The 20,273-nt window shown below is 46.8% G+C and carries 13 protein-coding genes and 4 tRNA genes; 15 read left to right on the top strand and 2 right to left on the bottom strand.

Annotated features, from left to right (window positions below; translation table 11 throughout):
• Positions 1-7 precede the first annotated feature (7 nt).
• The 10 genes from cobA (at position 8) to ACUALS_RS18195 (ending at position 9,237) form a co-directional block, all read left to right on the top strand.
• On the top strand, positions 8-892 hold the full coding sequence (cobA, locus tag ACUALS_RS18240) for a uroporphyrinogen-III C-methyltransferase (RefSeq protein ID WP_454449314.1): 885 nt from the start codon (positions 8-10) through the stop codon (positions 890-892).
• Positions 889-1,842 (top strand): glycosyl transferase family protein, encoded by a 954-nt coding sequence (locus ACUALS_RS18235; RefSeq protein WP_454449313.1) that lies wholly within the window; start codon positions 889-891, stop codon positions 1,840-1,842. The genes cobA and ACUALS_RS18235 overlap by 4 nt, the downstream gene beginning before the upstream one ends.
• Positions 1,843-1,907: 65 nt before the next feature.
• Entirely contained in the window at positions 1,908-2,489 is a 582-nt protein-coding gene (locus ACUALS_RS18230; protein WP_454449312.1) for an ANTAR domain-containing response regulator, read from the top strand.
• A 270-nt stretch (positions 2,490-2,759) separates the two neighbouring features.
• Positions 2,760-4,133, top strand: coding sequence for a CmpA/NrtA family ABC transporter substrate-binding protein (locus tag ACUALS_RS18225; protein WP_005471254.1), 1,374 nt, complete (start codon positions 2,760-2,762; stop codon positions 4,131-4,133).
• A gap of 68 nt (positions 4,134-4,201) precedes the next feature.
• Positions 4,202-5,170, top strand: a complete 969-nt coding sequence (locus tag ACUALS_RS18220; protein ID WP_331425312.1) for an ABC transporter permease — start codon at positions 4,202-4,204, stop codon at positions 5,168-5,170.
• Between the two features lie 12 nt (positions 5,171-5,182).
• On the top strand, positions 5,183-6,049 hold the full coding sequence (locus ACUALS_RS18215; protein ID WP_454449311.1) for an ABC transporter ATP-binding protein: 867 nt from the start codon (positions 5,183-5,185) through the stop codon (positions 6,047-6,049).
• Positions 6,050-6,061: 12 nt separating this feature from the next.
• On the top strand, positions 6,062-8,545 hold the full coding sequence (nirB, locus tag ACUALS_RS18210) for a nitrite reductase large subunit NirB (protein WP_454449310.1): 2,484 nt from the start codon (positions 6,062-6,064) through the stop codon (positions 8,543-8,545).
• Positions 8,545-8,871, top strand: a complete 327-nt coding sequence (gene nirD / locus ACUALS_RS18205) for a nitrite reductase small subunit NirD (protein ID WP_005471343.1) — start codon at positions 8,545-8,547, stop codon at positions 8,869-8,871. The genes nirB and nirD overlap by 1 nt, the downstream gene beginning before the upstream one ends.
• A gap of 173 nt (positions 8,872-9,044) precedes the next feature.
• Positions 9,045-9,131, top strand: a tRNA-Leu gene (locus ACUALS_RS18200).
• Between the two features lie 32 nt (positions 9,132-9,163).
• Positions 9,164-9,237 (top strand) — tRNA-Cys (locus ACUALS_RS18195).
• Between the two features lie 91 nt (positions 9,238-9,328).
• Here the strand turns inward: ACUALS_RS18195 and ACUALS_RS18190 are convergent.
• Positions 9,329-12,214 carry a hypothetical protein gene (locus ACUALS_RS18190; RefSeq protein WP_454449309.1) on the bottom strand — a complete coding sequence of 962 codons (2,886 nt, stop codon included), beginning with the start codon at positions 12,212-12,214 and terminating at the stop codon, positions 9,329-9,331.
• Between the two features lie 470 nt (positions 12,215-12,684).
• Between ACUALS_RS18190 and ACUALS_RS18185 the strand changes: the two genes are divergently transcribed.
• The 4 genes from ACUALS_RS18185 (at position 12,685) to ACUALS_RS18170 (ending at position 16,820) form a co-directional block, all read left to right on the top strand.
• Entirely contained in the window at positions 12,685-15,510 is a 2,826-nt protein-coding gene (locus ACUALS_RS18185; RefSeq protein WP_454449308.1) for a hypothetical protein, read from the top strand.
• Between the two features lie 424 nt (positions 15,511-15,934).
• Positions 15,935-16,444 (top strand): hypothetical protein, encoded by a 510-nt coding sequence (locus tag ACUALS_RS18180; RefSeq protein WP_454449307.1) that lies wholly within the window; start codon positions 15,935-15,937, stop codon positions 16,442-16,444.
• 194 nt (positions 16,445-16,638) lie between these two features.
• Positions 16,639-16,725 (top strand) — tRNA-Leu (locus tag ACUALS_RS18175).
• Between the two features lie 21 nt (positions 16,726-16,746).
• Positions 16,747-16,820, top strand: a tRNA-Cys gene (locus ACUALS_RS18170).
• A gap of 146 nt (positions 16,821-16,966) precedes the next feature.
• Here ACUALS_RS18170 and ACUALS_RS18165 read toward each other — a convergent pair.
• On the bottom strand, positions 16,967-19,858 hold the full coding sequence (locus tag ACUALS_RS18165; protein WP_454449306.1) for a diguanylate cyclase: 2,892 nt from the start codon (positions 19,856-19,858) through the stop codon (positions 16,967-16,969).
• Positions 19,859-20,009: 151 nt separating this feature from the next.
• Between ACUALS_RS18165 and ACUALS_RS18160 the strand changes: the two genes are divergently transcribed.
• Complete coding sequence (locus tag ACUALS_RS18160; RefSeq protein WP_005471234.1) at positions 20,010-20,255, top strand: hypothetical protein; 246 nt, start codon at positions 20,010-20,012, stop codon at positions 20,253-20,255.
• The last annotated feature ends 18 nt before the right edge of the window (positions 20,256-20,273 follow it).

Raw genomic sequence — 20,273 nt, 5'->3', positions numbered from 1 at the left:
GCAGAGCATGAAAATGGATTTACTTTACAAAGAAGGTTCACAACTCGGTTTGCGCGGTGCAGGTTTTGTCGCTCACGACTATGTTGAGCACACCATAGACGGTACTGGTAGCGAGCAAAGTAGACAGGGCGCTACAGGCAAGGTGTTGCTAATCGGTGCAGGGCCCAACGACCCGGAGTTGCTAACAGTCAAAGCGATGAAAGCGATTCAGAACGCAGATGTGATTGTCTATGACCGTTTAGTGAACCAAGAGATCCTTGAATTCGCGTCAACTCAGTGCAAACTCATTTACGTAGGTAAACGCTGCGGTCAGCCAAGCCTAAAGCAGGAAGAGATCAGCCAAATATTGGTTGATTATGCCAAGCTTGGTAAGCAAGTGGTTCGGCTTAAAGGCGGTGACCCGTTTATCTTTGGTCGCGGTGGTGAAGAGGGCTTGTTACTCGCTAAAAACAATATTGACTATCAAGTCATCCCTGGAATTACCGCAGCCATTGGTTGTGCCGCATCTTCGTATATTCCATTAACCCATCGTAAAGTGGCTCGAAGCGTTACCTTTGTGACCGGACAAGTGGTAACCGGAGCACTACCTGCTTGGTCTCAGCTTGTCGGTGCAGGTCAAACACTGGTGTTCTACATGGGATTAGAGAAAGCCGACGAGATTCAGCGAGGGTTGATTAGCAATGGCTTAGATGGCGATTTCCCACTCGCGATTGTTACCCATGGTTGTAGCCGACAGCAAAAGGTGCATGTTTCCTGTTTAAGAGAGCTAACTTCCAAAACGCATGAGTTGAAGGGAGTGAGTCCGGCATTGATTATATTGGGAGAAGTGGTCAAACTGAGAGACGAACTAATGTCGACAGTAGAACATGTTGTTTCTCAAGAGGAAGTATGAGCACAATTTTAGAATGTATTCGCACTGTAGGTCGAGGTGAGCGTGGGCGTAAACCGCTAACGTTTGAACAGGCGTACAAAATCATGGATGAGTATCTTGATGGTCAATGTGGTGACGATCAAATGGCGATGCTACTAATGTTGATTCGAGTGCAAAACGAAACTCAGCAAGAGATTGCAGGTTTCGTAAAAGCGTTTCAGTCTCGCGTACCGAGTTTAGGCGCAGATATAGACTGGCCATGCTATGCGGGCAAACGCAGCAGCGCAGGCCAGCCTTGGCATCTGTTAGCCGCGAAAATCCTATCGCAACATGGCTATAAAGTGCTGCTTCACGGCTATCATGATAGACCTGCAGGGCGATTGCATGCGGAAGATTATTTAGAGCAGTTCGACGTACAAATCGCTGACTCACCGGAGCATGCGAAGAGTCTACTTGAAACTCATGGCATTGCTTACCTACCACTTAAGCATTTTGCGCGACAAGCGGAAACCATGATTGGCTGGAAAAATCGCTATGGATTGCGTACTCCGATCAACACGGTTGTTCGTGCGTTAAACCCGGGCGGCGCGAAACTTGGCCTACGTGGTAGCTTTCATCCTGGCTTTCAGCAACTTCATGCCGAAGTGGAGAGTGAAATTGGCTTAACCAGTCACGCAGTTGTTTCTTTTAAAGGTCAGTCTGGCGAGTCGGAGTACAATCCAAAGGTGAGTCAAACGGTTTGGGTAAGTACGCCAAACGGTGTTGAGTCTCACTACTGGACTGAACGAATGCTGACAGACATCCCTCTACCAAACCAATGTCTGTTTGGTACTGATGAATCGAACCTCAACATGATGGCAAACACCATAGTATCTACAATGGCAGCAACGCTGTTTGCCGAATCTAATGATTTAGAGCAGGCCTTCGAAAAAGCCTATAGCTTATGGTCTAGCTACTGTAAAAATCACTGATTTTACTACTTGGCACATTCCTTGTTATGTCTCCTATTAGATAGAGAGCAAAACAGGGAATGTTCATGAATAAAAACCTCTCAAAAAATCCTCTTATTGTGTGTAGTGATCGAGTCGAAGAATCGGTGCGATTAACCACTCAACTCGCGCAAGACTTCGACAATATCAACAGCTGTCAGCTCAACCAGCTTGAGAAGATGCTCGACCGAGAACCCGGTGCCAATGTGGTTGTGGGTTGGCAGCAGCCGAGCGCAGAACTTCGACTGATTATCGAAGAGTGTCGACTCAGAAAGTTGCCGCTTCTGGTTGTGTTAAAGCAATTACAGTCTAATGATATCAGCCGCTTACCAGAGAAAATGGACTACGTAATCATTCCAGCAGACAGTCAATTCTCACTTTTGCCTTGGATCGAAAATGCCTGCCAAATGCGCCAATCAGTGACTGCACTAGAAAGTGAGATAGAGCAATTAGAACTCAAACTAGAAGAGCGAAAGTTGGTTGAAAAAGCCAAAGGCTTGTTGATGAAGATGCATCAGGTCGACGAAGAAGCTGCGTTCAACGCGATGAGGAATTCGGCGATGCAGTCGAGCCAATCGCTCGGACAAGTTGCAAAGAACCTGTTGCAAACCCTGGAAGCCCTTAAGTAACACTCTACCACTTTGGGGTTATAAGAAAAATTCCGCATTGGTGCGAAGTGCACTAATACTAAGCAAATATAATACTGCTCGATAGAGTGTTTCATTTAAGAGGTTGATATTAAAGGATTAAATAAGTTGGCACATAACTTGGAACACTATAAACAGAAACCATGACAATCTGTTCAATCGTAACCTTGAATTATCAACGGCGGTAATAGAAAGGAAGCAATGGCGCTACAGCTCACTGGAGTTGTAGCGCCTTTTTATTGGAGAAAACTTATGAAATGGACGTCAGCAATCAAGCGCACTTTAGTCGGCGCTGCACTTACAACCACGTTTTACGTGCCCACCACTTTCGCCGAGTTAGGGGAGCCTGAAATAGAAGATCTAAAGTTTGGTTTCATCAAGCTTACTGATATGGCACCCCTAGCGGTCGCGTATGAGAAAGGCTTTTTTGAAGATGAAGGTCTGTACGTCACGTTGGAAGCTCAAGCCAACTGGAAAGTACTACTAGACCGAGTCATCGACGGCGAACTTGATGGTGCACACATGCTATCTGGTCAACCGTTAGGTGCGACTATCGGTATCGGTACTAAAGCCGAGGTAATTACTGCATTTAGCATGGACCTTAACGGTAACGCGATTACCGTATCGAACAAAACTTGGGAGCAAATGAAACCAAACATCCCAGTTCAAGAGGATGGTCAATTAGTTCATCCAATCAAGGCCGATGCTCTTAAACCTGTAGTTGAAAGCTATCTTGATGAAGGTAAGCCGTTCAACATGGGCATGGTGTTTCCCGTCTCAACTCACAACTACGAACTTCGTTATTGGCTAGCTGCTGGTGGCATTCACCCAGGCTATTACGCGCCAACAACGGGCGACAACAGCGGCCAAGTAAACGCAGATGTACTACTGAGCGTCACACCTCCACCGCAAATGCCAGCAACCATGGAAGCGGGCACAATTGAAGGTTACTGTGTGGGCGAACCGTGGAACCAACAAGCGGTATTTAAAGGTATTGGTGCGCCTGTCGTGACTGACTACGAAATCTGGAAAAATAACCCAGAGAAGGTGTTTGGCGTATCAAAATCCTGGGCTGAAAAATATCCAAATACTCATATTCGTGTTGTGAAAGCTCTGATTCGTGCTGCTCATTGGTTAGACGAGAACGACAACGCTAACCGTGTAGAAGCGGTGAAACTATTGGCTAAGAGCGAATACGTTGGTGCTGACTTTGAAGTTATCGCGAACTCAATGACTGGTACCTTTGAATATGAGAAAGGTGATGTACGTGAAGTGCCTGATTTCAATGTGTTCTTCCGTCACAACGCAACCTACCCATATTACAGTGATGCGATCTGGTACTTAACTCAGATGCGTCGTTGGGGCCAAATCCCTGAAGAAAAGTCGGATGACTGGTACATGGAAGTGGCAAAAGAAGTATACCGTCCAGACATCTACCAACAAGCAGCTGAAGCTCTAATCGAAGATGGTGTTCTGTCTAGTACAGATTTCCCTAAATTCGCTGAAGAAGATGGCTTCCGCGCTCCACAAACTCACTTTATCGACAATATCGTCTACGACGGCCGTTCACCAAACGCTTACCTAGAGAAATTCGCGATTGGTCTGAAAGGCAAAGACAAAGTTTAACAACATAAAGGAGGGGTTCGCCCCTCCAATAAAAATAGTACTACCAACAAGGATGTATAGGAGTCGTTATGTCGAGCAATGTAATATCATTAATTCCGAGTAGAGAGCTGGTTGCGAATAAAAGCAAAGCTATTCTACTGCCTGTTATCGGAATCTTGCTGTTTTTAATGATGTGGCATTTTAGTGCACGTCAGGTAGAAACATCACTTGGTACCTTACCTGGTCCAGCTCAAACCTATCAGCAGTTTAGTAACTTAGTTAGCGAGCACTGGGCGGAGCGTGACAAAGAGATCGCGTTTATTGAGCGCCAAGAAAAACGCAACGCAGCAAAGCTAGCAAAGAACCCTGATGCTAAGGTGAAAATTCGCCCTTACACAGGAAAACCAACCTTTTTTGACCAGATAGTTACCAGTTTAATCACGGTAGCGAGTGGTTTCTTACTTGCGACAGTTATTGCAATCCCTCTGGGTATTATCCTCGGGTTGAATCAAGGCGTTTACCAAGCGTTTAACCCAGTAATACAACTACTTAAACCTGTTTCACCCCTAGCGTGGCTACCGATAGTGACCATGGTGGTGAGTGCGACCTATGTCAGTGACGATCCTATGTTTGCCAAATCTTTCGTTAACTCACTGCTTACCGTTGCACTGTGTAGCTTGTGGCCAACGCTTATTAACACTGCGGTTGGTGTAACAAGCGTAGATAAAGACCTCATTAACGTAAGTAAAGTTTTGCAGCTGTCATGGTGGCAACACATTCGAGTCATCGTTCTTCCTTCCGCCATTCCGATGATCTTCACCGGGCTTCGCTTGTCATTAGGTATTGCATGGATGGTATTGATCGCGGCAGAAATGCTGGCGCAGAACCCAGGTCTAGGTAAGTTCGTATGGGACGAGTTCCAAAATGGTAGCTCGGCATCTCTAGGGCGAATCATGGTAGCGGTTATTGCTATAGGTTTTATCGGCTTACTTCTAGACCGCGGCATGTTGCAACTTCAGAAGTGGTTATCTTGGAACAAACAGCAGGCATTGCGATAAAAGGAGTTTCCTATGTCTAAAGCACTATTAGATTTAACCCAGTTGGGTATGAGTTTTCCGACACCAAACGGCGACTTTATTGCACTGAAAAACGTAAACCTGCAGATCCAAAAAGGCGAATTTATCTCATTAATTGGTCACTCAGGTTGTGGTAAATCAACGGTACTTAACCTAGTAGCAGGTCTGCACTTGCCAACTGATGGTGGCGTGATTGTTGATGGTCGTGAGGTGAGTTGCCCTGGCCCAGAGCGTGCGGTGGTATTTCAGAACCACTCTCTACTGCCTTGGTTAACGGTATATCAAAACGTTGAACTCGCGGCGAAGCAGATTGCTGATCAACACTCTGGCTCAGTTGACACTAAAACTTGGATTAAGCAGCAAGTTGAACACTATTTGGAGCTGATTCAAATGTCACATGCGGCGGATAAAAAGCCGGATGAAATTTCAGGTGGTATGAAGCAGCGTGTCGGTATTGCTCGCGCGTTAGCCCTGCAACCAAAAGTCCTATTGATGGATGAACCGTTTGGCGCGTTAGATGCGCTAACTCGTGCACGTCTGCAAGACTCACTAATGCAGATTCAAGCTGAGCTAAACAATACAGTCATCATGATTACTCACGATGTCGATGAGGCGGTACTGCTCTCTGACAAAATCGTCATGATGACCAATGGCCCAGCGGCGACGATCGGTGAAGTCTTAGAAGTCGATTTGCCAAGACCACGTAACCGCGTTGAGCTAGCTGACGATCCACAGTATCAGAAATGTCGTCAGTCTGTACTTCGCTTCCTCTATGAGAAGCAGGCAAAAACAGCGGCTAGCCCGGCTGATAAAAAAGATAAAGAGCAAAAAGAGCTCGCAACGACCGCGAAAACGGCTTAAAGGAGTCACATTATGGAACATATCGTTGTTGTAGGTAATGGCATGGTTGGCCACCATCTTGTGGCTCAGTTGGTAGAGCGTGGTGCTCACCTAGAAAAACGCATTACTGTCATCGGAGAAGAGCGTTTTATCGCTTATGACCGAGTACAGCTCTCTTCGCTGTTTTCGGGCAATAGTCATCAAGACCTAATGCTGAGCAGTGAAGAGTGGTACAAAATACATGGCATTGAGCTAATGCTCGGTAGCCAAGTGACGCAAGTTGAACGAGATAAAAAGCGTTTAGTTTTAGACGGTGACAGCGTGATGGGTTACGACCAACTTGTCCTCGCGACAGGTTCTTACCCATTCGTGCCGCCAATCGACGGTAAAGATCGCGATAATATTTTTGTTTACCGAACCCTAGATGATCTTTCTGAAATCAAAACTGCCTGTCAGGGCGCCAAAACAGGTGCCGTCATCGGTGGTGGTTTGCTTGGTCTAGAAGCTGCCAACGCATTGAAACTGCTGGGCGTAGAAACACACGTAGTAGAGTTTGCGCCGCGCTTAATGCCGGTTCAGCTTGATGATGGAGCAGGGCAAGTTCTTAAAGAGAAAATCGAGGACTTGGGCTTAACCGTTCATACCTCGACTGCGACAGAGAAAATCTGTGATGGTGAGAGTGCCAACCACAGGTTAGTGTTCAAAGACGCCGATCCTCTAGAAGTCGACGTTATCGTATTCTCTGCAGGTATTAGACCTCAAGATGCCCTAGCGCGTGAGGCAGGTATCGAGATTGGTGAGCATGGCGGTATTGTTATCAATGATCAGTGCCAGACAAGTGATGAAAGCATTTATGCTGTGGGCGAGTGTGCGTTATGGCAGGAGAAGATCTTCGGCTTAGTTGCTCCGGGCTACACTATGGCGCGAGTGGTTGCGGATCAATTACTTGGACGCGATAACCAAGGCTTCACTGGCGCGGATATGAGTACCAAACTTAAGTTACTTGGCGTTGATGTCGCTTCGATTGGTGATGCTCATAAAGCAACTGAAGGTGCGCAAGAGATGGTGCTGCAAGATGCAGTTGCTGGTATCTATAAGAAGTTGGTTGTCGATGAATCAGGAACTAAGTTGCTTGGTGCGATTTTAGTGGGAGACAACTCAGACTATGACGCGCTACTTCAATGTTACCTTAACGAAACTGAGCTTCCAGACCATGCGGCTAACTTGCTGTTTGATATGGGAATGCTAAACGGCGAGATGGATGATAGTGCCATCATCTGTTCTTGTCATAATGTCAGCAAAGGTGACTTGGTCAGTGCGATTCAAGCAGGTGCTCATGACGTAGATACGCTTAAGGCGGAAACGAAAGCGGGTACAGGTTGTGGTGGTTGTACCAATATGGTTAAGAGTGTCTTGGATGCTCAGCTAACTACTATGGGGGTTGAAGTTAACAACCACATCTGTGAGCACTTTGAATTATCGCGCCAAGAGCTATTCCACATCTGTCAGGTAGAGCAAATTAAAGATTTCGATACCTTGCTAGAAAAACACGGTAAAGGCATGGGTTGTGACCTTTGTAAACCAACCGCTGCATCGGTATTTGCGTCGCTATGGAATGAGCACATCATGGAGCCACAACACAGCTCGCTACAAGACTCGAATGATGCATTCATGGCTAACCTACAGAAAGACGGTTCTTACTCAGTGGTCCCTCGCGTAGCGGGCGGTGAAATTACCCCAGATAAATTGATTGCTTTGGGTGAAGTGGCGAAGAAATACGATCTCTACACTAAGATCACTGGAGGTCAGCGTGTCGACCTATTTGGCGCTCAAGTGGAGCAGCTACCAGAGATCTGGCAAGCATTGATCGACGCAGGTTTTGAAACCGGCCATGCCTACGGTAAATCACTGCGAACGGTTAAATCATGTGTCGGTTCAACCTGGTGTCGTTACGGTGTTGATGATTCTGTCGGCTTAGCTATTGAGCTAGAGAATCGCTATAAAGGCCTTCGTGCGCCGCACAAGATCAAGTTCGCTGTCTCTGGTTGTACCCGTGAGTGTGCGGAAGCGCAGAGTAAAGATATTGGCGTCATCGCAACTGAAAACGGTTGGAACCTCTATGTTTGTGGGAATGGTGGTATGCGACCAAGACACGCAGACCTGATTGCTTCGGATCTATCTAAAGCAGAGCTAGTTGCACTTATCGACCGTGTACTCATGTTCTACGTACGAACTGCGGATCGTCTACAACGAACCTCAGTTTGGATGGAGAACTTAGAAGGTGGATTGGATTACCTGAAACAAGTAGTGATCGAAGATTCGCTTAACCTTAACGAGTCTCTTGAAGCTCAGATGCAGCATATCGTTGATACTTACCAATGTGAGTGGAAGAGCACGATTGAAAACAGTGACAAACTGGCTAAGTTCAAACCATTTATCAATGCCGATGATGCAAGCCAAGCGCTGCCATATCAAAGAGTGCGCGGTCAACGTATCCCTGTGAAGGAGGAAATCTAATGGAAGTTGTAGATAAAGTAAAAGTTTGTCGCTTAGATGAATTGTCTCCCTACCAAGGTCGAGCTGCATTAATTGATGGCGAGCAAGTGGCGCTGTTCAATATTCCTGAGCATGGTGTGTTTGCGATTCAAAACTGGGATCCAATCGGTGAAGCTTATGTGCTTTGCCGAGGAATCGTCGGCGATGTAGCAGGTGAGATGTGCGTCGCCTCACCACTCTACAAGCAGCATTTCAGCTTAAAGAGTGGTGAATGCATCGAAAAGCCGGAAATAAAATTGTCGGTATACAAGGTAGAGATCGAAGAAGGCAATGTCTTGATTGGCTGATAGCCTGATGCGGTTGTGAGCAAATAGATCGCGCCTTGAACACGCAGATTTGTTTTAACCACTTGAACATTAGAGCTAAATGTTTCGTTGACTCTAAATTTCTAGCCGTTAAAGTACACCCCATTCCCACGACAACGTCGTTGGAATGGTGGTGTACCATCGCTTTTAGCGTTGCCCTGGTGGTGGAATTGGTAGACACAAGGGATTTAAAATCCCTCGGCGTTCGCGCTGTGCCGGTTCAAGTCCGGCCCGGGGCACCATCTACCTTAATAAGGTAAAAAGCAAAATTTGAGGCGCGTTGGCAGAGTGGCTATGCAGCGGATTGCAAATCCGTGGACCTCGGTTCGACTCCGGGAGGCGCCTCCATTATTTTGAAGCCCTGACAGAAATGTCGGGGCTTTTTTATGTCTGTAGCTTGGTCAAAAAAATGCCCAGTCAAAAGACTGGGCATTGCTGATTAATAGCTATTCATAATGATGAGTTGCGTATCATCAATGACATAAGTTTGGTAGCCATCGCCTGACACATCCAGTTCATTGTAAATACTATTGTTACTTCCTGACGCGTCACCGCTGTAACGCTGTGAGCCATCCGACTTGAAGATCCATATATCTTTGTCGCCATAGTAGTTGCTTGTGGTGGCATGAACTTCGTTGTTCTCGCCCATTGCTGAGCCAGCGGCGTATCCGTCGGTGGTAAATACCTGCGTAACCTGCATGCTATCGACATCAAGACTGAGCAGTGAGGACCCAACCGGATAGACCACGCTACCATCGTTGTTAATGGCTAGGCCGGTGGCGAACGAATCTGTACCGTGTGGCGCTGTAGCGATATGCTCCATTTTGACATCGTCACGATAGCTGTTGTACGTCAGTTCATAACAGTGCAATGTGTATGGCGATAGACCAGATTCGGTAGCACAGAAGCGGTTACCAAATTGGCTTGATGCAAGAATGTCATAGCCTTGATACCAAGCAACGGCTGATACCCAGTGACCGTCGCCACGTACATTTAGGCGAGTACCGGTATTGGCGTGATAAATGTTCCCACGAGCGCCAACAATCAGTGCTACGCCTGAAGGTTCGGTAATTGTAAACGTCTCTGCGAGCCCATCATTACCTGACCAGATCGTATGTAGGTTAAATGTCGTCAGGTCAAAGACAGCGATACTGTTGCCATCCAAACCACTGTATAACCATCTTCCGTCCTCACTCACTTTAATGTCACCAAACTGGTGCGTTCCGCCAGGTGATAGCCCCGCAACGTATTCTTGCGTATGGCTATGATAAACACTGATTTCAGCAGAATCGGCGGTTCCATCGTTAAGGTAGATGTAAGGTCTAACTGGGTCAGCCGCTACATTGATTGCTTTTTGGGGTATCACCTGCTTCTCGACTGGGTCGGTATCGCCAACCCAAAGGCTGACACGAATGCTATTGCTGTTGGCAATACTCGTGTCATCTGGTACGACGACAACTTCCGCTTCATGCAGCTGATTGGTCGCTAAACCGCGAGCATCCGCAGTAAGCTGCAACTTATCAGCCGTGGTACCAGAGGTTGTCACCGTCAGCCAAGGAGCTTCTGTTGACGCTTTCCAAAGCGTGTTGGTAAAGCCGTAGGTGTCTAGGATATCGATGTCAGCAGTAAGACGTTGTTTGGTTGCAAACTTAGTCAAGGCAACACCGCGATCAGGCACAACAAGCGCACGACGAGACGCAAGCACGTTCACGTCAAATTGTTTGTTGATTGTGTGTTCACCAACCTGAGCAGAAGCCGTTGCGGTAAAGGTGTTAAGGCCTTCCTTTACACTCTCAATCGAGGTCAAGTTCACATCAAGTGTTTTTGCGGTGCTCGATACGTAAATGTTGGAGGAATGCAGACCTTCAGGCAGTGACACTGTTACTGGATGAATGCGATCACCTGTCGATAAGCTGACGTCGAGGCTGCTTGAAATAGGTTCAAACCCATCTGAGATGTCGAGTGTGACGCTATTACTACTTAGCGTTAACTCTGGTAAAGCAAATTCAGCGGAGACTTGGATTTGCGAGTCTGTGCCTTCCGTTTTGTCGCGCAACGTTATAGTCGTTGAATAGGATCCAGGCGTGAGCTTGTAGTCGATAATCGAAAGCTCGACAGTGGTGTCACCGGTGCCCATTCTTTCACTAATCGAGAGCCAGCTAGCGGTGTCTAGTAACAGCCACTCTATGTTAGTTCCGGTAATTGAAAGTTGCTTAACCTCCTTCGCTGAAGAACCAATGGTGTGGGACAAGGTAGTACTTGTGAGGTTTGCCTTGAGTTTATCGTGACGAGTCGGATCGAGTGGGTAGTGATCGTTGACATCCAATACGCCATCGTTGTCATCATCGGTATCATCGTTGTTGCTGATACCATCGCCATCTGTGTCTACTACAGGCTCAGTAGGCTCAGTAGGCTCAGTAGGCTCAGTAGGCTCAGTAGGCTCAGTAGGCTCAGTAGGGTCGGTAGGATCTGTTGGTCCAGTAGGTTCCGTTGGTTCGGTAGGCTCCGTTGGTTCGGTAGGGTCCGTTGGCTCTGTTGGTTCCGTAGGCTCGGAAGGATCAGTTGGCTCGGAAGGATCAGTTGGCTCTGTGACCGGCGCGATGAAGTTTGTGAGTTCAATGACTTGACCGCCTTGAACGCGGCGAACAATACCAACATTGTCGGCAAACCACAGGTCTACTTGCCAAGGAATTTCAAAGAAGTAGCCGTCGATGGTAGAGCTAATGTATAAGTCTACGGTTACGTGAGTGGCATCAAAAGTACCGTAGGGAACGGTAATCGTCTCAGTCCCATTGATGGTTGTCGAACCATAAACATTGATGGAGTTGTTTCCGTATGTCGGTTGGATGTTGGCTGTGCCAGAAGTGGCAACACTTTGCAGCGATCTAGCTGAACTCTCAACTAACTGCATAGATTCATCGAATCGGAAATCAATACTAAAAGTGCCGACGCCAGAAACATAAGTGGATGGCGAATAGAAACCAGCAAACGAGACACTTTCTTCTGTGGCAATAAAGTACTCTTTACCGCCAGTTGGATAGTTAATGACTTGCGCGGTTTTTCCGCCTATTTGGGTGGTCGTTGCGTACGTACCTTCGCTACTGTTGTCGTAGTACCACTTAGTATCACTAGTGGTTGGTAGATAGCTATTGGGAGAGTTAGGCGCGATGGTTTGAGGTTTGTTGCCACCATTACTGCTGCCACCTCCGCCGCCGCCACCACACGCTGACAGCGTCAAAGCACAGGCTAATATAATCCCATGGTGCAATGTTTTTATTGAGGTCGAACCTCGTCGGCTCCGTGCCGAACAATTAAGCCAGTTCACACGATTTCTCCTGAAAAATCAAAATCGTCTAAGTTTATAATTTGCTCAATTATATTGGTTAGGATTGATGGGCAATTTCGACTGACTTGGCATATTTCTCATCAATATTTCAACTGGCTGTGAAGTGTTTCTCAAATGATTGTTTTTGATGTCTAAATAGAATGCTAACTCTACCTTAACCTCATGTTTTACAAATGGAAATATTTCTAAGAGCAAAAATATTAACTAGGGGGGGAAATCAAGTGATATTGAGAACGAGCCGTTAACAAAAGTACGCTCTATGAAGCCTATCTGACTCGAGACTCTATAACGACATAGAGTGATAAGACATCGAACCTAGTTAGCGATTTTATTAAGACCCTTCGAAGATCGCTTTGTAACCGAACACAATGAACGGATTGAATTATTAATAATACAGTGTACATTTAGCAGATGAATCAACCATTATTCTTATATTAGAAACTCTTAACATGAAAAAGAACTTGCTCACTTTGTCCGTAGCAGCGTTGCTAGCCTATCCATTTATCTCTCACAATGCTCGCGCGGTTTCCGTTGCTTGGGACCAACAGAATGAAGCATGGCAAACTCAAGAATCTGATCATTTCTCAATTCACTTTCGTTCTGGGCACGAAAAGCAAGCAGCTCGCTCTCTGGATTTGGCAGAGCAAGTTCATAAAGAGCTGACACCTTTTTTTGGCTACGAGCCTAAAGATAAGACCGAGATAGTATTGGTCGATGAGTTTGACTTTTCAAACGGTTGGGCGACCGTCATCCCTTATCCGCAGATCAGGCTCTATATGAGCCCGCCAGATGACGTAAACAGCCTAGAAAGCAATGATGAGTGGCTACACTTACTGATACGACACGAGTATGTGCACATCCTGCATCTAGAAATGGGGGGCGGTGCGCCAGAGTTTTTACGCAACATATTTGGTCGTAACGTATTGCTTTACCCCCATACTCTTACTCCATCAATGCTAGTAGAGGGCTTGGCGGTGTATTTGGAAACCAATAAAGAGCTTGGTTATGGCCGCTTGCAAGGTTCAAGCTATCCAATGGAAATGCGCATGGAAGTCGCCTCTGGAAAGGTTAAGGACCTCAATCAAGCGATGGTCGCCAGTAAACACTTCCCGCTTGGTTATCAATATCTCTATGGTGCTTACTTTGTTGACTATCTTGTTCGCCAATATGGAGAAGATAAAGTTCAGACCTTCTTAGACGATTACAGTCGTCGCTTACTGCCATTTTTCCTCTTGAACAGAACCGCCAAAAATACATTTGGTGAGTCGTTTGAAGCGTTGTGGCCACAGTTTCAAACCTACCTAAATGAGCGCTTTAGTGAAGAGATCGCGCTTCGCACGGCGAATAAGGTGTCGGGCGAAAGACTTAATGAGACAACTCCCGTTATGCAGGTAATCACGACAAACGCGGCGGGGGATGTTTTCATCAATCGAAACAACGGTGAAGATAGAAATGACGTTGCTCAAGTGCAGGCATCTAAAGAGATCAATCGTATCTCAAGTTCAAAAGGTGTCGTTGCTCTAGATGCTCACCAAACCTCTGGGTTGGTTGCGTCAAGACTGGTTTATTACGCCGATGGGCGAGGCATTACAGACTTGTTCTGGTTACAAGGAGGGACATGGAAGCGGTTAACCGAGCGGGAGCGTTTTAGAGATGTTCGTTGGCTGGCCAATGGTCAGCAGGTTATCGCAAGCCGAAAAATCGATGGGTTTAGTGAGCTGTGGTTGATTGATGTTATGGCTCCTGAAAACAAGCAACGGCTCTGGCGAGGGGCTGAAAACGAAGTGTTAGGTGGGTACGATCTTTCTCCTGATGACACGAACTTGGTGGCGAGTGTTAAGCGATCCCAAGATGGCTGGAATCTTGAGCGTTTGAATCTAACGAACTTGCAATGGTCCACAATCACCAAGACACGATCCGTTGAAAATAGCCCAGTATTTGTGGATGCAGACACTGTGATGTTTAGCGCTGATTACGACGGAGTGTTTAATGTTTACCGCCATACTCTCGGTAGCCAATCGGTTGAGCAACTCACCCGCGAAGTGGGGGGAGCATTTTCACCATTATGGTCAGACACCTTTGGCTTGGTTTATCAAAGCTATGACAGTGAAGGTTATACGCTTCGCGCACTCAAGCAGCCAGACGCCCTTGATAATGTCGTTTTAGGTGAGGTTGCTGCAAGCTACCAATACCCAGATCCAGCACCAGTGTCTGTGGAGAAAACCGATGCGGTTGATTATTCACCTTGGAGCAGTCTAAGACCAAGGACATGGGTGCCGATTTTCAGCCTAGATGAGAATCAATCGATCGCTGGAATCGTAACCAATGGCTCTGATGCGCTTGGCAGGCACAACTACACCATTGAGTTGGGTTGGGATACGGAAAACGGATTAGGTCAATACCACCTTAGTTATCTTTACGACAATCGATGGTTCGCCGCGATTGGCAGAAACCATGACTTTACAACATTCTCAGAATTAGGGGTTGAGTCCCAGCGCATCGAACAGAACGACAACGCCTTGTTACAACGTAACTATGTTTACACCGCGTTTGAAGATCAGTTGTCTCTGTCTGCGGGTCTTTTTTGGGAGAAAGAAAGCGAGGTTCAACAACCTAAGGTAACGACCAGCCCGTATGAAGAGCGGGAAGAAACGCTAGTCGGTTTAGCGGCTTCGTTCGACAACAGAGAAAGCTACCTTAACGTCATGGGCGTGGGTTGGGGGCACTATCTTGATCTCACTGCTGAAACAAATGATTTGCTGGGAAGCGACTATCAAGGGAATAAGTATCAAGCGCAGTGGCGAAGCACGTTTGATCTTCCTGGCCGCTCTACACTGACGCTCCGCTTAGCTGGAGGATACAGCGATGAGAAGGCGAAACCGTTTCGTTTAGGCGGCAGCGACCAAAGCGATGAGAGCGCTCTGTTTGGTCGAGAAACTCAGGCATTAAGAGGCTATGATGAAACTGTTCAATCAGGGAATCACTATTTTACTCAGCGAGTAGAGTACACGTCATGGTTGGCTCGAATTGAGCGCAACTGGGGACTGTTTCCGATTGGTTTGGGTGATATTTCTGCAACCCTGTTTGCCGACTCTGGTAGCGCATGGAGTGAAAGCGGCCAGTATAAATGGCTTACTGGGTTGGGTATTTCAACAACCGTTGAGCTTAAGATGGGGTACAATTTAACGGTACCCGTGACCATGGGGTATGCCAACGGTTTAGATAAAGAGCTAGGAAAGGACCAGTTCTATTTGTCGGTATCAGGCGAGTTTTAAAGGTGAGTCTGAGATTGGAAAGGCGATGCCAACTCGTGAGAATAAAATAAGTTGTCGAGTTTTAACGCAAATTCCTGCACATCCATTACACTTAAACGCACGAGCTTGGTGCAAAAAATTTGCGCCAAAATGCTATGTTATTGAAATTTAGAGAGATGTTTGTTTGGCATCAGATTTGCTCTACTCAGTATTGTGACCTTTGAAAGTCAAAGGCAAGACAAGAATAATATAACAGCGTCAAAGGCAACTAAGCCTCTTCCTGTTTAGGGAAGAGGCTTTTTCTTCTCTGGAGATGCGGTTTTCTCGGTAGCGTTCAAAAGGTCAAATTTGGGAGAATCAGACCAGTATGTAAGCGAGTGTAATCAAGGCTAGTAAATTAATAAAACACTGTTCATAATGAATGCATCTCACAGGAGCAGTTATTATGAAAAGAATTTGGTTAGCCGTACTTTTTAGCGTTGTATTGTCCGGATGTGTCGTTTTTCCAACAACCCGTGACTACTACAAGCCAGTTGTAATACAATCCCAATCTGCAGTACCAAGCTCAGCTTGTGGCTACGTTAAAACTCGACTGGACGGAATTGAGCAGGCTACTGACCACTATGGTGTTAGCGTATTCCCTTCAAAAGACAGTGAAAACGGTATATCCATTACCGCTCTATTGGAATCGAAGAGAAAAGGTCCTGAGTTGGTTAACGTTGAGGTGGTAACCGAGATCGGCGCCTTGATGCGTGATGACCACGCGACCCAAGTCTCTAATACGACTGACAGTGTCGGGATCCACCGTTCTTGGTTCAATGTTAAATATCCGCCTTTAAAAGTGCTACCAGAACAGTTGAAGATAATGGTGACTGATAGCGAAGGTAAGACTTTTGAGTTCAACTTTGAACATACCATTCAAAGTGACGTTTATCATGGCTCTATCAATTGTTGAACCCACAGCTTTAATGTATCAGTCGTGTAAAGTTTGGGCGTGTTGCGGTGGTTTTACTCGTTTAAGCGGTTTTTTAAGCACTTAAACGAATGTGAAGACGTTAATTGTTGACGTGTAAAATCAATCGGTTAAAGTACGCCTCGTTCAAACGGGAAAGCCCGTGAGGATGATGGTGTACCATCGCATTATGCGTTGCCCTGGTGGTGGAATTGGTAGACACAAGGGATTTAAAATCCCTCGGCGTTCGCGCTGTGCCGGTTCAAGTCCGGCCCGGGGCACCATCTCATCAAAGTGAACAATTTGGCGCCTTGGCAGAGTGGCTATGCTGCGGATTGCAAATCCGTGGACCTCGGTTCGATTCCGGGAGGCGCCTCCATGACATTTTGGCTCAGAATTGAGGCCAAACATAAACCAGCATAAAGCTGGTTTTTTTATGTCTGATGGACGCTTAATCTCTTTTTATATCGCAGTACCACACCTTCACCGATAAGCAGGGAACAGTTTAATGCTCCCCAGCGTCGATCACTCACTATGTACATAGATGCTATCGCGACCGTTGGCTTTCACATGCAACAAGGCTCGGTCAGCACGGCGCAGTAACAGATCAAAGTCGTGACTATTATCTGAGTTAACAATGCCAGTACTGATGGTCACGGCTAGATGCTCTGCCACGCTGCCAAAGTCTCGTTGTTTAATGGCATTTCGTAATGATTCACACACCGAAAACACCTTATTGGGCTCCCAGTCTCTAAATCCAATAACAAACTCTTCGCCGCCCCAACGAGCGACAAAACCACTTTGTGGCGTCGCATTTTTAATCTCTTGCGCGACGATCTTTAGCACTTGGTCACCTGCTAAGTGGGTGTAGGTATCATTAATTTGTTTGAAATGGTCAATATCGATTAGCGCGAGGGAAAACGACGTCGATTGACCCGGTGCGTAAACGACTTTCTCAATCCATTCATCAAAGGCACGTCGGTTGTTGAGCCTCGTTAATTGGTCTTCTCGAGCTTGAACTTCAAACGCCGCAGCTTGTTTGCGGAGTGCGAGGGTTTTCTGCATGACCTCGTTTTTAAGCCTTAGCTCTGAGCGTTTTAACAACCTCAAGCGCCACCAAAATAGCAGCGCGATTGACGCTGCGAGCAACAAGAATAACCCTATTTGAACGCTGGCACGTTGCCACCAATAGGGCAATACCACGAATTCAACGCTTGCTAGGTTGACGTCACTTTCATGATGTTCGTAATAGGCTTTCACAACAAAACGGTAGTGGCCGGGGGCAAGGTTGGTATAGTCGGCACTCGTTTGTGATCCGCGAGATACCCAAGCGTTATCCAGACCTTCAAGTTTCGTTCGATAGCGAATGTGTTGAGCAGATAAAAAACCAAGACCCACGTAATCAAATGAGACGCGTTGGCTACCTGCAGGAAATGAGAAAACGTGTGGTTGGGCTAAATCATATTGCGTTTTATCGACGGTGAGACGTTCGATGACGGTCGGGAAATGAGGAACAACTAGCCCCTCGGTATTGCGTGGATTGGTAGATGCAACGCCTTGCGCGGTTGGGAACCACAATGTCCCTTCATTATCGATAGTCGCCGCTGGATTGGAGCCTCCGTTGACTTGCGCGGTTCGCATGCCATCGCGTTCATTGTAGAGCTCGAAACGTATAGGTCCTGTTGCGCGACCGTCGGCTATCGCGTTCGCTTGGTCTAGACTGATCCTCCAAAGCCCACGGTTGGATGTTAGCCAGAAATAGCCCATGTGATCGGGTATCACTTGGAAGAATTTATCAATCGGTAATCCTTGTGGTCGTCCAATAAGGCTGAGCTTTTTATCGCTAAATCGATAACGCACTAAGCCACGATCGGTGGCTAACCACATCGAAGAGCCTTGCGAGTAGAAACCAAACACATATTGCGCATCTTCCATGCTAGTGAGATCGATTTGTTCAACCTTATCACCACGAATGACGGCGACACCAACCGCTGACCCAACCCATATATGTCCATGTTTATCTTGAGCGAGTGCCATCACATAGTTATCTACTAAGCCATCGTCGACGGTAAACAATCGTGTCGTGCCGTCCGGTGAGCGACGCAGTAGACCTGCCGTTGTGCCAAACCAATGCTGATTTTGCTTGTCCTGCAAAATGGCGCGAACTTCGTGCGTAGGAAGCCCATCAAGTGGATAGGGGGCCAATGTTTGACCATCAAATAGGTAAACGCCTCTGTTGTACGTCCCAACCCAAGCGCCGCCTTCTGCTCTGGGGGCGAGGCTCAGTATTGATAGCAATTCATTGTTATTTGAGTCTGTTTGAACATTGCGGATTTCCCGATTACGAATAACACTTAAGCCGCGACTTGTGCCCGCGATAATGTCGCCAGAATCGAGCGCAAGTACGGTTCTTACGTAATCGCCGGCTAACCCACGATGCTGATCCCAAACGGTAAATGGTGCCTTGTGCAACCGAGTCAATCCACCGTTGGTTCCGATCCAGATGCTGCGCTCTCTATCTTGGAAAAGGGAAAGCACGCGGTTGTTGAGCAATCCTGAGCGCTCATTAAAGTGAGTTAATGTGTTGTTTGATAGCCGATAAACCCCGTTATTAATGGTGCCAAACCAGTAATCACCGGAGTCGTCAGCGAGAATTCGAGTGATGAATGCACTGTCTAATGTTGGGTGAACTGAGTACAGCTTGTTATTGGCATCGAATCGCCAAGCGCCATGTTTGCCGCCAAATAGGAACTCACCATTACTCAGTTGGATAGCGTCGTAGATTGGATTTGGGTCCAACCCAGCTTGGGCGCTAATGTTGACCACGCCTTCTTGACCGACCTTAAATAAGCCTTTATTGGTTGACACAAGTACGTCCCCATCGAGCGCGAGGGTCAGTTTGTAAACACCGACTGAGGAGATTTTGATTTCGTTCTTTGCTTCTAAGCTGGCGCGATAGACCAAGCCAAGGCTTTGCGTGCCGATCCAAATTCCACCGTTTGGATCGCGTAGTACTGCATTGATGAGCTTACCGGCGGGCTCGACAGGTTGCCAACCTCGCTGGTGGCGATAAGTCAATCCACCACGTACGCCACCGGCAAGTAGTCCGCCATTGGCGTCTGCATAAAGAGCGCGTACGCCCGAGTCAATTAAGCCTGAATCAACGCCGCGAGTGAAATGTTCAAATCGGTGTCCGTTGAATCGCGCCAGACCTTCCCACGTTGCGAACCAAAGATAGCCGTCATCAGTTTGGGTGATGGCATTAATGCTGTTGTGGGGAAGACCATCTCGGCTAGTCCAAGTCTCGAAGAGGTATTCACTCAGTTCAGAAGCGCGCGCGGAAAGGGGAGAGACGAAAAACAGAACAAAATAGATTAAGCCAGCCACTAATTGAGGGGACCAATTTCGTTCGTTCATCTGTATACCTTTGGCTGCAATCTCTTGGAACGAGACAGCATAGTTGATTTCATATTATTGCTCAATGTATTAGCTCTATGTTATACACAGCGTAAAGCGCAATTGAAGTTAGTGATTAAGGTACAAAAATCCCCAAATAAGGAAACGTTCTATGGAATTGGTTATGATCTTTGCCATTATATTTGGCGCTGTGTTTGGAACTCGGTTTGTGAAGTTGTTTCTATCTCACCGCAAAGAAATCAAACAACTTGAGTTAGAGCAACAGAGCGGCGTAGATCGTGCCCAAAACGTCAAACTTCAGCAGCAAGTTGAGCAGCTGACCGATCGTGTCGAAGTGCTCGAAAAGATCGTTACCGATCAAAAGTATCAGTTAGAGAAAGAGATCGCGTCGCTCTAACTTATCGCAAGCGCAACA

This window comes from Vibrio sp. NH-7, assembly GCF_053643215.1.
The sequence above is the reverse complement of the archived record's forward strand: the minus strand, read 5'-3'. Positions and strand labels throughout refer to the sequence as shown.

What these genes read in the sequence shown, in the direction of transcription:
- cobA (WP_454449314.1), top strand. Translation starts at nt 8, where the DNA reads ATGAAAATGGATTTACTTTACAAAGAAGGTTCACAACTCGGTTTGCGC.
- ACUALS_RS18235 (WP_454449313.1), top strand. Translation starts at nt 889, where the DNA reads ATGAGCACAATTTTAGAATGTATTCGCACTGTAGGTCGAGGTGAGCGT.
- ACUALS_RS18230 (WP_454449312.1), top strand. Translation starts at nt 1,908, where the DNA reads ATGAATAAAAACCTCTCAAAAAATCCTCTTATTGTGTGTAGTGATCGA.
- ACUALS_RS18225 (WP_005471254.1), top strand. Translation starts at nt 2,760, where the DNA reads ATGAAATGGACGTCAGCAATCAAGCGCACTTTAGTCGGCGCTGCACTT.
- ACUALS_RS18220 (WP_331425312.1), top strand. Translation starts at nt 4,202, where the DNA reads ATGTCGAGCAATGTAATATCATTAATTCCGAGTAGAGAGCTGGTTGCG.
- ACUALS_RS18215 (WP_454449311.1), top strand. Translation starts at nt 5,183, where the DNA reads ATGTCTAAAGCACTATTAGATTTAACCCAGTTGGGTATGAGTTTTCCG.
- nirB (WP_454449310.1), top strand. Translation starts at nt 6,062, where the DNA reads ATGGAACATATCGTTGTTGTAGGTAATGGCATGGTTGGCCACCATCTT.
- nirD (WP_005471343.1), top strand. Translation starts at nt 8,545, where the DNA reads ATGGAAGTTGTAGATAAAGTAAAAGTTTGTCGCTTAGATGAATTGTCT.
- ACUALS_RS18185 (WP_454449308.1), top strand. Translation starts at nt 12,685, where the DNA reads ATGAAAAAGAACTTGCTCACTTTGTCCGTAGCAGCGTTGCTAGCCTAT.
- ACUALS_RS18180 (WP_454449307.1), top strand. Translation starts at nt 15,935, where the DNA reads ATGAAAAGAATTTGGTTAGCCGTACTTTTTAGCGTTGTATTGTCCGGA.
- ACUALS_RS18165 (WP_454449306.1), bottom strand. Translation starts at nt 19,858, where the DNA reads ATGAACGAACGAAATTGGTCCCCTCAATTAGTGGCTGGCTTAATCTAT.
- ACUALS_RS18160 (WP_005471234.1), top strand. Translation starts at nt 20,010, where the DNA reads ATGGAATTGGTTATGATCTTTGCCATTATATTTGGCGCTGTGTTTGGA.